This window comes from Psychrobacillus sp. INOP01 (genome assembly GCF_018140925.1).
Lineage (GTDB): Bacteria > Bacillota > Bacilli > Bacillales_A > Planococcaceae > Psychrobacillus.
Genome location: NZ_CP073315.1, coordinates 2,881,472 through 2,893,613, shown reverse-complemented (window position 1 = coordinate 2,893,613; position 12,142 = coordinate 2,881,472). Strand labels below are relative to the sequence as shown.

At 38.3% G+C, this 12,142-nt stretch carries 12 protein-coding genes; all 12 read right to left on the bottom strand.

Annotated elements, in window-relative coordinates; translation table 11 throughout:
- Positions 1-31: 31 nt before the first annotated feature.
- Positions 32-1,153 (bottom strand): non-hydrolyzing UDP-N-acetylglucosamine 2-epimerase, encoded by a 1,122-nt coding sequence (wecB, locus tag KD050_RS14495; RefSeq protein ID WP_211893045.1) that lies wholly within the window; start codon positions 1,151-1,153, stop codon positions 32-34.
- A gap of 18 nt (positions 1,154-1,171) precedes the next feature.
- Positions 1,172-1,801, bottom strand: a complete 630-nt coding sequence (gene upp / locus KD050_RS14490) for a uracil phosphoribosyltransferase (RefSeq protein WP_211893044.1) — start codon at positions 1,799-1,801, stop codon at positions 1,172-1,174.
- 924 nt (positions 1,802-2,725) lie between these two features.
- Complete coding sequence (glyA, locus tag KD050_RS14485) at positions 2,726-3,985, bottom strand: serine hydroxymethyltransferase (RefSeq protein WP_305080219.1); 1,260 nt, start codon at positions 3,983-3,985, stop codon at positions 2,726-2,728.
- Complete coding sequence (locus KD050_RS14480) at positions 3,982-4,527, bottom strand: TIGR01440 family protein (RefSeq protein WP_211893042.1); 546 nt, start codon at positions 4,525-4,527, stop codon at positions 3,982-3,984. Before KD050_RS14480 ends, glyA begins: the two co-directional genes overlap by 4 nt.
- Before the next feature lie 14 nt (positions 4,528-4,541).
- The gene (gene rpiB / locus KD050_RS14475) at positions 4,542-4,982 is read right to left on the bottom strand and encodes a ribose 5-phosphate isomerase B (RefSeq protein WP_211893041.1); all 441 of its coding nucleotides are present in this window, start codon (positions 4,980-4,982) and stop codon (positions 4,542-4,544) included.
- Positions 4,983-5,203: 221 nt separating this feature from the next.
- Entirely contained in the window at positions 5,204-6,508 is a 1,305-nt protein-coding gene (locus tag KD050_RS14470; RefSeq protein ID WP_211893040.1) for a methyl-accepting chemotaxis protein, read from the bottom strand.
- Positions 6,505-6,951: a low molecular weight protein arginine phosphatase gene (locus KD050_RS14465; RefSeq protein WP_211893039.1), complete on the bottom strand. Its 447-nt coding sequence runs from the start codon at positions 6,949-6,951 to the stop codon at positions 6,505-6,507. The genes KD050_RS14470 and KD050_RS14465 overlap by 4 nt, the downstream gene beginning before the upstream one ends.
- Positions 6,952-7,010: 59 nt before the next feature.
- Positions 7,011-7,514 (bottom strand): manganese efflux pump, encoded by a 504-nt coding sequence (locus KD050_RS14460; RefSeq protein ID WP_211893038.1) that lies wholly within the window; start codon positions 7,512-7,514, stop codon positions 7,011-7,013.
- A 63-nt stretch (positions 7,515-7,577) separates the two neighbouring features.
- Entirely contained in the window at positions 7,578-8,606 is a 1,029-nt protein-coding gene (locus tag KD050_RS14455) for an L-threonylcarbamoyladenylate synthase (protein ID WP_211893037.1), read from the bottom strand.
- A gap of 68 nt (positions 8,607-8,674) precedes the next feature.
- Positions 8,675-9,205: a stage II sporulation protein R gene (locus KD050_RS14450; protein WP_211893036.1), complete on the bottom strand. Its 531-nt coding sequence runs from the start codon at positions 9,203-9,205 to the stop codon at positions 8,675-8,677.
- Positions 9,206-9,435: 230 nt separating this feature from the next.
- The gene (gene prmC, locus KD050_RS14445; protein ID WP_211893035.1) at positions 9,436-10,290 is read right to left on the bottom strand and encodes a peptide chain release factor N(5)-glutamine methyltransferase; all 855 of its coding nucleotides are present in this window, start codon (positions 10,288-10,290) and stop codon (positions 9,436-9,438) included.
- Positions 10,283-11,362, bottom strand: coding sequence for a peptide chain release factor 1 (prfA, locus tag KD050_RS14440; RefSeq protein ID WP_211893034.1), 1,080 nt, complete (start codon positions 11,360-11,362; stop codon positions 10,283-10,285). Before prfA ends, prmC begins: the two co-directional genes overlap by 8 nt.
- Positions 11,363-12,142: the final 780 nt, after the last annotated feature.

Sequence of the window (12,142 nt, the reverse complement as noted above, 5' to 3'; positions counted from 1 at the left end):
CTCAAACTTTCCGACATTTTATCGACAAATTTTATTTTTCTTCTTTTTGAAGGAAGTTTATTAAAATTTCAACTATTCTTTGTGAAGCCTTACCATCTCCATAAGGATTACTTGCTTTAGACATCGTGTGATACGCTACTTCATCAGATAGCAATTCATTTGTTAATTGGTAGATTGTTTCTTCTTCTGTACCGGCAAGTTTCAAAGTACCAGCTTCTATACCTTCTGGACGTTCCGTAGTATCTCGAAGAACAATAACTGGTTTTCCTAGTGAAGGAGCTTCTTCTTGTACACCACCAGAATCAGTCAATATTATATGAGAACGTGCAGCGAAGTTATGGAAATCTAGAACTTCTAATGGTTCTATTAAATGAATACGTTCATTATCTCCTAATATTTCATTGGCAATTTCCCTAACTGCTGGATTCATGTGAACTGGATAAACTACTTGTACATCTTTATGTTCCATAAGCAATCTGTTAATGGCACGGAACATATTCCGCATTGGTTCGCCTAAGTTCTCTCGTCGATGCGCAGTTAATAAGATAATTCTACTTCCTTTAAGTTGCTCTAAGATAGGATGAGTATAATCGTCTTTTACTGTCGTTTTCAAAGCATCAATAGCAGTATTTCCAGTAACAAAAATAGTGTCTTTTTGCTTGTTCTCTTCTAATAGATTTTTCTCCGATTTTACAGTAGGAGCAAAATGAATATCTGCCATTACTCCAGTAAGCTGTCGGTTCATTTCTTCAGGAAAAGGTGAAAACTTATTCCATGTGCGTAATCCTGCTTCTACATGACCAATAGCAATTTGGTTATAGAATGCTGCTAAACTTGCCACAAAAGTAGTTGAAGTATCTCCATGAACAAGTACAATGTCAGGTTTAGCTTCTTTCATCACTTTATCTAAACCTTCAAGAGCTCTAGTCGTTATATCTACTAATGTTTGACGGTCTTTCATCATATTTAAGTCGTAATCTGGTTTTATGTTAAATGTATCCAATACTTGATCAAGCATTTGACGATGTTGAGCAGTCACCGTTACCAGCGATTCAATCTGTTCGGGATGTTTTTGAAGTTCTAAGACAAGCGGGGCCATTTTAATCGCCTCTGGTCTCGTACCAAAAATCGTCATTACTTTAAATTTACGCATGAAATACAAACACTCCTTTTATTTTGTACCAAACAAACGGTCACCAGCATCCCCTAATCCAGGAACGATATATCCGTGATCATTTAACTTTTCATCAAGAGCAGCAATATAAATATCTACGTCTGGATGCGCTTTTTGAAGAGCCTCTACTCCTTCAGGGGCTGCGATTAAACACATAAATTTAATGCTTGTCGCTCCACGCGTTTTAAGAGAGTTTACCGCTTCGATTGCTGAACCACCTGTAGCTAGCATAGGATCTACTAAAATGAAATCACGTTCAGCTACGTCTGCAGGAAGCTTCACGTAATATTCCACTGGCTGTAATGTTTGTGGATCACGGTAAAGTCCAATATGTCCTACTTTTGCAGCTGGGATTAACTTAAGGATTCCATCAACCATTCCTATTCCAGCGCGTAATATAGGAACTATACCCATTTTTTTCCCCGCAAGCACTTTAGATTTTGTAAGTTGAACTGGAGTTTCTACTTCTGTTTCCTCCAATGGCATTTCTCGCGTAATCTCAAACGCCATGAGTGTAGCAACTTCATCCACTAATTCACGAAATTCCTTTGTGCCTGTTTTTACATCGCGAATATATGTAAGTTTATGTTGAATAAGGGGGTGGTCAAATACAAATACTTTTGGCATACTAGCAGATCTCCTTTGTGTTTTATTTAAATTCTATTAATTATACCAAAAAACGCAGGATACAAACAGTAATCCTACGTTTTTAATATTGCGTCTATTTGTTCCAAGGACATTGGTTTGTAAATCATCATTTAGGGAGCAATAAATAGCTACGATAGTGTAGTCTCTCCTTATCGATACTTTCTATACGGATATGCGCTACCGGTCTGAAGAAATCTCTTTCGTAATTAAAGCGTTATGATAATGAACTCTCCTTAGAGACACTTTTTACCCAGATGTGCGCTGCCGCACGCTGCGCATGAGCCTCCAAGGATGTGTCGCTATCGCTTCTTCATCCCTTTTGAAGTCTCATTCTTCGCTCTCTTGCGGCTTGGAAGGCGCACATCATATAAATCGCTGGTCAGAAGAAATCTCTTTCTAAAATTACGAATCATTTGCTTAGTGCTATATAAATTAGAGAATCTGGTAAAATTTTCTCTTTCGCAAGTAAATGGTTTGATAATGAAGTCTCTCCTTAACGACACATTCTACTCGGATGTGCGCTGCCGCACGCTGCGCATGAGCCATCAAGGATGTGTCGCTATCGCTTCTTCATCCCTTTTGAAGTCTCATTCTTCGCTCTCTTGCGGCTTGGAAGGCGCACACCCTACAAATCTCCGGTCAAAAGAAATCTCTTTCTATAATTACTAGGTAGTGGCATTTGTAATTAACTTCCGTTCCACAAGTAAATCTCCATCGAGAGTAAGTAAAATCCTAATGGGCGCAAGTAAAATAGTTTTGATAATGAAATTCCACCTGAAACGGAAATCAGCAGTATTATTTCTCTGCTAGTGCATTTTCATAGGGAAATTCAATTGTTTCGATCCATAGAGCAAAAAAAGCCAGCTACCGTTAGTGAAGTAGCTGGCTTTCATATATCTTATATTATACGTATAGTGGGAAGTTGCTTGTTAATGTTGCAACTCTTTCTTTTGCTTCTTTTAGTACTTCTGCATCATCGGTATTTTTTAATAGTTTTGCAATGATAGATGCGATTTCTTTCATTTCTGCTTCTTTAAATCCACGAGATGTAACAGCCGGCGTACCAATGCGGACACCTGAAGTGATGAATGGACTAGCTGTATCAAATGGGATTGTGTTTTTATTGACAGTAATCCCGACCTCATCAAGGACATGCTCCGCTACTTTACCAGTTAGCTCAAGAGCAGATACGTCTAATAGCATAACGTGATTATCTGTACCGCCAGAAACGATACGGATTCCTTCTGCAGTTAGACTGTCTGCTAAAGCTTTAGCATTGGCAATTACTTGTGCTTGGTACTCTTTAAATTCTGGTTTTTGAGCTTCACCAAATGCTACAGCTTTAGCTGCGATTACGTGCATTAATGGACCACCTTGAATTCCCGGGAAAATTGTTTTATCAATTTTCTTCGCGAACTCTTCTGTCGTTAAGATTAATCCACCACGTGGCCCACGTAATGTTTTATGTGTTGTAGATGTTACAAAATGAGCATGTGGTACCGGGTTAGGATGAAGACCAGCAGCTACTAAGCCTGCGATATGAGCCATATCTACAAATAGGTATGCGCCAACTTCATCTGCGATTTCACGGAATTTAGCGAAGTCAATTGTACGTGAATATGCACTTGCTCCAGCAACAATCATTTTCGGCTTGTGCTCTATTGCAATTCTACGAACTTCTTCATAATCGATTAGTTCCGTTTCTTTGTTAACACCGTACTCGATAAAGTTATATTGAATTCCACTAAAATTGACAGGAGAACCATGCGTTAAATGTCCACCATGAGACAAATTCATCCCTAGTATTGTGTCACCAGGTTGTAGTGCAGTCATGTAAACTGCCATATTAGCTTGAGAACCTGAATGTGGTTGCACATTGGCATGTTCAGCACCAAAAATTTCTTTCAAACGATCGCGTGCAATATTTTCCACTACATCTACATGCTCACAGCCACCATAGTAACGTTTACCAGGGTAACCTTCTGCATATTTATTGGTTAATACAGAGCCTTGCGCTTCCATTACAGCCTCTGATACGAAGTTTTCTGATGCGATTAACTCGATATTGGATTGTTGACGCTTTTTCTCTGCTAACATTGCCTCATATACTGCTGGATCTTGTGATAAAATTTTCTCCACTATTCGTTCCTCCTCAAAATTCATCCGTAAAATGCACGCTCTCCGCCAATTAGCTTAGGACGCGTTTTTGCAATCAATACGATTGCTTCCCCAATTTTCTTAATAGACAAGCGAATTGGTACAGCTACAGGTTGAAGCTGCATACCAATTAAAGTTTGTCCTATATCAATGCCGGCATGTGCTTGGACACGCTCGACTACAACAGGGTCATTAAAATGTGTGTATGCATATGCAGACATAGAACCACCTGCACGAACAACGGGAATAACTGATACTTCTGGTAATCTATAAAGTAATTGTGTTTTTCTTTCCATTGTAACGGCGCGATTAATATGTTCGCAGCCTTGAAAAGCTAAATGAATATTGTTGCGTTTTGCAAATGCTTGTAAAGGGGTGAATAAAACCTCAGCAACTTCTAAACCGCCTGCAGTTCCAATTTTTTCACCGATAATTTCTGAGGTCGAACAGCCAACGACGAATAAATCATTTTCATGAAATTCTATTTGCTGCTCTACTTCTAAAAGAAGCTGTTCGATTTGTTCTATCCACAAACTTTTCGCTTCCATAGGAAATCCCTTCTTTATGCGTTTTCTATTTCTGAAATTTTTTCTACTCGACGTGTATGACGTCCACCTTCAAAATCCTGTGCAAGCCAAGTCGAAACTATTTCTCTTGCATGCCCTGGTCCAATAACACGTTCACCCATTGCGATAATGTTGGAATCATTGTGACTTCTAGTAGCCTTCGCAGAAAATACATCATGAACTAATGCACATCGGATACCTTTCACTTTGTTTGCAGCGATAGACATACCGATACCAGTACCACAGATTAAAATACCACGATCGAAATTACCATTTGCAACACCTTCTGCTACAGGCATTGCAAAGTCTGGATAATCAACAGAATCGTTACTGTTTGGTCCAAAATCTTCATAAGATAATCCTAATTCTTCAAGTAGCTGTATAATTTCTTGACGAAGATAATTACCGCCATGATCGGAAGAAATTGCAATTTTCAACTCGTTCCCTCTTTTCTGTTTATTACTCCTCAACATCATACCATTTTTATATAAAAAAAAACACAATTCACGCAAAGTGAGTTGCATTTTTTTTGTTTAATTTGACGAATTTCTGAAAAATATAAAGAAAAACTGCTTTTTTTTATTAATTACCTACCAAAACGCGAACATTATTTAATATTAAATACGTAATGATCGTTTTTTGCTTGTTATTAAACTTATTAGTTGGTTTTCCGATCAAATTGAGAAATTACTTTAAATAGCTCTTCCGATTGTTGCTTTAACCCGTATGATACGGATTCAATTTGCTCGATGGAACGAGCTTGTTCATCCGTGGCACTGCGAACCTCTTCTGCTCCTGCAGAAGTTTCTTCAGCAATTGCCGCTACTTCCTGCGACTGACGCGCTGTGCTTTCTATGTTTGTTAATTGTTTTTCCACTAGCGAGGAAATTTCAACTACCGATTCCGCCATCTCATGAATTTTTGTAGACATTCCTTCAATTGCTTCATTTGTTTCAGAAACCCGTTTAGCCTCTCCAACCGCAAAGCTTACTTGATCCGTCATCTGATGGACAACTGTTTGCACATCCGTTTGTATGGCTAAAATCAATTCGGAAATACCTTGTACAGCTTTTGCACTTTCATCCGCTAGTTTACGAACTTCCTCAGCTACAACAGCAAATCCTTTACCATGTTCTCCAGCGCGTGCTGCTTCAATAGATGCATTTAGTGCAAGCAAATTCGTTTGTGCCGCAATATCTCCAACCAATTGAATAATACTTTCTACTTTCCCTGCATTCTCTTCTAATTGATGAACATTTCCAAGGGCTGCCTCACTACCAGAAGCAATTTTTTGAATCCCATTTACTAGCGATTGAATAACCTCTCTAGTTTGGGATAAACCTGTTATCATTTCGTTAGATTGTTTAGAAGATTTTTCTGCCCGAAGATTTACTTCAGAAGCCAATACTCGTACATCTTCTACCGATTCAGCTGTTTCTTGAACTGCTACAGCGGAGTGCTCTGCGCCTTCTGAAATTTGAGCTATCGTACTAGCGATAGCTTCCGCCTGCTCTGAAGCAACGGACGATTCTACTGAAAGCTGTTGTACTGTTTTATTTGTTTTTTCAAAGTTATCTTCAATACTTTGTACCATTTCTCTTAAATTCACTAGCATTGCCTGAAATGCGATAGCCACTGACTGTATCTCATCTTTCGATTTCGGCACCTCTACATCAACACCAATTTTACCCTCAGACGCCAAAATTGCGACCTTTTCTAAATTGAATAATGGCTTGATAATAATCCCACTGAAAAAATAAGCTAAAGCACCGGACCAGAAAATACCAAGCGCATAGGTTAGAATCTCAAACTTCCAAGAACTTGTCGCTCCGTCAAAAATTAGTGGTTGTACGAAGTGAATAAATAGAGCACTTGTTGTATACGTAATCAATGCTAAAATCGTCACAAATAACACAATCTTTTTTTGAATTCCAAAAGTGTGCTTTTTCTTTTTTTCGTTCATCCCATTTCCCCCTGTAGTTTTTTCACTAGTTCATCTGTTAATACTTGTAGTTCTCGAAAGGTACTTTCATATGTAAACAAATCTCCCCCGTACGGATCAGATACATCCTTTACATCATCAGGGGTTACAAACTCTTTGTACATATACACTTTTGAGATTGCATGAGGGAACCCTAAAATAATTGCATGTTTGTGAGAGGCAGTCATCGTTAGGATAAGATCTGCCCAATCTACCAACTTCTCATTTACAGAAGCAGTTGTATGCGCAAATGGAATCATTTCTTGTTCTAATACTAATTGTCCATTTCTTGATATTCGCCCGCCATCCAAAGCATAGATGCCAGCAGATCGAACCTCCATACCATCAATGTTTCGAGACTTTAATAATGCCTCGGCAATCGGACTCCGGCATGTATTACCTGTACAAACAAACAGAATATTCATAGATCTATTTCCTCATCTCTAGTATATATTAATTGGCCCTATAAATGTTTTATGAATTGTTAAATATTTCGTAACGTGAGAATACCCATTATCAAAATGAGCATACCTGCTAACCTTAATATAATCGCTCGGTTCATAAAAGCATGTTTAAATATAACCTTTTGCGCTATAAATACAGCGATATAGGCAAAAAATCCAGCACTTAATATAAACACAAATTTTTCTAATTTAAGCATACCAAACGAAACACTTACTGAAAAGGTATCAAGACTTGCAAATACCGCAAGTAAATAAGGGGAAAGAAGCGGTACTTGTTTTGGAGATTGAGCTAAAATCATTTGTAATCCTACCAGCGACAAAAGAATCCCAGATAAATAAGGGCTTGCATACGCCAAATAATTTTGTACAACCACACCTGCATAGTACCCAATTAAAGGAAAAAGCATATGTAAAGACGCCACCCATGCAGCCAGTGTAAAAATTTGCTTTCGATATACGACTAATGAAAATAAAATAAGTACATCCACAGACATCAAGGCGCCTGCTAAAATTTCACGCCACAAAAAAATCTCTCCCGTCTATTTGCATACTTAAATGTATGCAAATAGAAGGGAGAGAATACAATATTAGTTATTAAACCATCTACCATTTGCTGCTTTTTCCAGACGATTCATAATCGCAGTTCCGACGCCTTTTTTAGAGAGAACCGGCACGAGAATCATGTCGACGTCCGTTTCATCACAATCTCTTAATGCCTGATACAGTAAATGCGCTGCATCATTCAGCTGATCTTTCTTACCTAAGGAAAAGAAATATTCTGCTTTTACCTGATTAAATGATTCATTTGCGATTACCGCTACCTTTTTCTGTTCATTATGTATTTTTTCTACCGCTTCTTGGACTTTCGCTATAGAATCTTCTATTAAATAGACTGGTGAGTTAGGTGCGTAATGTGCATATTTCATACCTGGAGCCCGTGGCGCTTCTTCATGATCCGTTGGTTTTGCTTCTCTGACTTGCCCAATCACTTTTTCTAACATTTCTTTTGTGACTCCGCCTGGACGAAGAATAGTTGGTATTTCACTCACAAAATCTATCACAGTAGATTCTAATCCAATACCTGTTGTTCCGCCATCTAAAATAAGTGGAATTTTCCCTTCTAAATCACGATAAACATGCGCAGCCTTTGTTGGACTTGGCTTTCCACTTTTATTTGCACTAGGAGCAGCAACAGGTTGCTTTAATTGTTTTAATAGTTCAAGGGCTATCGTATGTTCTGGTATTCTGACACCAACAGTTTGATGTCCAGCAGTCACATTTTTAGCCAAGGTATCTGCTTTAAGTGGCAATATAAGTGTTAGTGGGCCTGGCCAAAACGTATCCATACATACTTCCGCAAGTTTTGGTATATCGCGAGTAAATGCCTTTATCTCCTCTTTGGAGCCAATGTGAACAATAAGTGGATTATCCTGTGGTCTGCCTTTTGCTTTGAATATTTTAGCTACAGCTTCTTCACTTGTGGCAATCGCACCTAATCCATACACAGTTTCAGTTGGAAATGCTACCACCTCTCCTTTTGTTAATAAATCCACAGCCTGTGTATAACTCGACTGTTTTGTTGATAAATTATCCACAATTGTGATTGTAGTTTTCATACTAGTTCTTCTCCTTCCCTTAGGACTTGTCCACAAAATGTTAATAACTTTCGGAATATTGTTAATAACTATGTGGAAAACTTCTTTTTCAACCATTCCCAAACCCAGAATTTAGGTTTTTCTTCCTCTACTTCTTCTTTATAGCATACCTTCGGAAAAAGTGCGCACCACCAGTTATCCCCTCTTGCGTTACCAATGGAAATTACAATCGATTCTGTTATCACTTGCGAAGAGACCCCTTCATCCCATACTTTCGGTGGAAAGCTTGCCTGGCCTTTAGTAATCGTAATGTTAGTGTCTAATGAGTTTGATAGCTTCTCTACAGCCAGTTCTAATTCGTTATACGTTTTTTGTGGATTACTTTCGTAGTTTAGTAAGATTGGTTCTATATGATGCTTCACGTCATTTTTCACTTGTTGATCTTCTATTGTATTACTATTTGCTATTAATCTGAAACGAATACCCTCTACTTCTTCTCCTTGTTGAAACAGTAAAAATAAACAAAACTGAATTAGTAACAGCATCCAAACAAAGAAAATCACTGCGTCTATTTGTTTCCCTATACTAGGAGCTTTCTTAATCTCGTAATCTGGTAACATATAACATTCCCCCTTAGGAACATTGTTACCAGTAGATTCATATTTTATTCAGGGATTGAGTGAATTCCTAAAAATTAATTATTTCTTAAATTAAGTTGATTGCCACTCCAGCTTACTTTCATGTTTCGAAGCTGGCGTTGCGATACAGAATTTCCGCTGGTACGTCTTCCATCTCCTCGGACCAACAGGATGTTGGTCACGAAGGCGTTGCGATCGCGATGTGGCGTAGTTCACTTTATTGTACAAAAAACAAAGCGATTTTTTTGGTTAATATCCTGAACAACTTCAACAAGTGCTAGCGGGAAGGCATTTTGAAGCATTTTTTGAACAGCTGGACCTTGCGCGTAACCAATTTCAAAACCTATCAAGCTCGGAGTATTCATCATACCTGGAAGCTGTTCTGCCATTTTTCTATATAGCTGTAAGCCATCCTCTTCTGCAAATAAAGCAAGATGTGGTTCATAATCTATCACTGTGTCGGACATATTTTCAGCTTCATGTGATCCGATATAAGGAGGGTTCGATAAAATAATATCCCATTTTTGATCGGCAATTGGTGCTAGTAAATCTCCTTGCTTAAACTCTACTTTTACCTCTAAGCGTTCTGCATTCTTTTTAGCAACGATCAAAGCTTCAGAAGATATGTCAGTTGCAGTCACCCATACATTTAGGATTTCATTTTTTATCGTCAAAGCTATAGCACCACTGCCAGTTCCAATATCAGCAATTTTTATTGAATTATATTCCTCAAAAAGCTTTCCGGCTCTTTTTTTGACCTCTTCAATCAATTCTTCTGTTTCTGGCCTTGGGATAAGGACATGTTCATTCACTAAAAAATCACGCCCGTAAAAGCTCTCCTGTCCAATGATATATTGGAAAGGGCGACCAGTTGCGTGTTCTTCGACATAAGCCCAAAATGTTTGATAGGCTTCTGGAGTTATTTCATCATATATAGTCATCATTAACTCGGAGTAGTTTTTCTTTAAGACATGCTGCAATAAGTAGCGAGCAACTTCTTTTTCACGGTTATTTTCTGCTAAAAAAGAAGAAGCCCGTGTTAGGGCCTCAAAATTTGTCTTACACATTGGTATCGTTCATTCTCTCTAATTTTTCTGCTTGATCTTCCATTATTAATGCATCGATTACTTCATCCATTTTACCTTCCAGGATTTGATCGAGTTTCTGTAAAGTCAATCCAATTCGGTGATCTGTCACGCGATTTTGCGGATAATTATACGTACGAATACGTTCAGACCGGTCACCCGTTCCTACCGCTGATTTACGAACAGCATCATATTCTGCTTGCGCTTCTTGACGGAATTTATCTGCTACGCGGGCACGAAGAATTTTCATCGCTTTTTCTCTGTTTTTGATCTGTGATTTTTCATCTTGCATGGAAACAGTAATTCCCGTAGGTAAATGTGTCATACGTACCGCAGACATTGTGGTATTTACCGATTGTCCACCAGCACCAGATGAAGCGAATGTATCTACACGAACATCCTTCTCATGGATATCCACGTCTACTTCCTCTGCTTCCGGTAATACGGCAACAGTAGCTGTAGAAGTATGAATACGTCCTCCAGACTCTGTTTCTGGAACACGCTGCACTCGGTGTGCACCGTTTTCATATTTCATTTTGGAGAACGCACTTGTTCCGTTAATCATAAAAATGATTTCCTTGAAGCCGCCAAGACCAGTTGGATTGGATTCCATAATATCGATTTTCCAGCCTTGTGTTTCCGCATATCTGCTGTACATGCGGAACAAATTCCCAGCAAATAACGCAGCCTCGTCTCCGCCAGCAGCCCCACGAATCTCCATAATAACGTTTTTGTCGTCATTTGGATCTTTTGGAATCAGCAACAGTCTTAGTCGTTCTTCCAATACTTCTATTTGTCCTTCTAATTCATTGACTTCTTCTTTTACCATTTCTCGCATATCCGCGTCTAACTTTTCCTCTAGCATTTGCTTCGAGTCTTTATATTGGCTTTTAACTTCCTTGTATTCACGGTACGCGTCAACAGTAGCTTGTAAATCCGATTGCTCTTTTGAGTATTGTCTTAGCTTATTTAAATCATTGACCACTTCTGGGTCACTAAGCAATTCATTTAAATTATTGTAACGATCTTCTACCGATTGTAATCGATCAAACATCGAGCTCACCTCGTTCGTTTAAGTCTATATCATTCCTATTATAAAGAAAAAGTAACATTCTCGCTACTTTTTCTGTAAAGAGTGTTTGGATAGATGAAATTAGATAAAATTCCTCACTTTTCTTGGCTATATGGTTGTATATGGAAATATATTTTGAGAAGTGCCTTTTAAGCTCAAAATCTGTTTCTATCGTTTTCGGTTGGCTGTGGACAGACTTATTGCCATATTATTACCGATTAATTTTTTAAAGAGGCTGGTTGTGACTGATGTCACAACCAGCCTCTCCTTTTTCGGTAATTTTATGGCGTGTGTCTGTCCGAAGCCCTCCTACAACTTTTAGAAACAGGTAAGTCCTTTTTTGGATAACTAGAGAATAGATACTTTCCTATTTAAAGCGTAAGCGCCAGAAGATACAATTTCTGGCGCTATTCCGCTTCTTTAAAGGGTAAACACTTACTATTTTTCTTTATTACCACTAGTATTAAAGAAAATCTAATTCCTTCATCCATCATTAGATATTAGCATAGCTAATTCAACAGCAGGAAATTCCTACTACATTAACTAAAACTCATTCTATTATCTTAACGATAAACTATACTAAATCTTATATTGAATACTACACACTATATTGATTGTAGTGGAAGGTGGCAACTCCAGCCGGATGAGTGAGATAGATGAGATATCACTTCGAAGCGTAAGCGACGGTGATAGCTCATCGCTCACCCCATGGAAAGCGTCCGCCTGAAACGGAAATCAGTAGTGTCGGTTCATTTAAGAATT

Excerpts from the sequence above, each read along its gene's own strand:
- prmC (WP_211893035.1), bottom strand. The coding sequence starts at position 10,290 with ATGTGTAAGACAAATTTTGAGGCCCTAACACGGGCTTCTTCTTTTTTA.
- wecB (WP_211893045.1), bottom strand. The coding sequence starts at position 1,153 with ATGCGTAAATTTAAAGTAATGACGATTTTTGGTACGAGACCAGAGGCG.
- KD050_RS14470 (WP_211893040.1), bottom strand. The coding sequence starts at position 6,508 with ATGAACGAAAAAAAGAAAAAGCACACTTTTGGAATTCAAAAAAAGATT.
- KD050_RS14455 (WP_211893037.1), bottom strand. The coding sequence starts at position 8,606 with ATGAAAACTACAATCACAATTGTGGATAATTTATCAACAAAACAGTCG.
- glyA (WP_305080219.1), bottom strand. The coding sequence starts at position 3,985 with ATGAATTTTGAGGAGGAACGAATAGTGGAGAAAATTTTATCACAAGAT.
- KD050_RS14450 (WP_211893036.1), bottom strand. The coding sequence starts at position 9,205 with ATGTTACCAGATTACGAGATTAAGAAAGCTCCTAGTATAGGGAAACAA.
- prfA (WP_211893034.1), bottom strand. The coding sequence starts at position 11,362 with ATGTTTGATCGATTACAATCGGTAGAAGATCGTTACAATAATTTAAAT.
- upp (WP_211893044.1), bottom strand. The coding sequence starts at position 1,801 with ATGCCAAAAGTATTTGTATTTGACCACCCCCTTATTCAACATAAACTT.
- KD050_RS14480 (WP_211893042.1), bottom strand. The coding sequence starts at position 4,527 with ATGGAAGCGAAAAGTTTGTGGATAGAACAAATCGAACAGCTTCTTTTA.
- KD050_RS14465 (WP_211893039.1), bottom strand. The coding sequence starts at position 6,951 with ATGAATATTCTGTTTGTTTGTACAGGTAATACATGCCGGAGTCCGATT.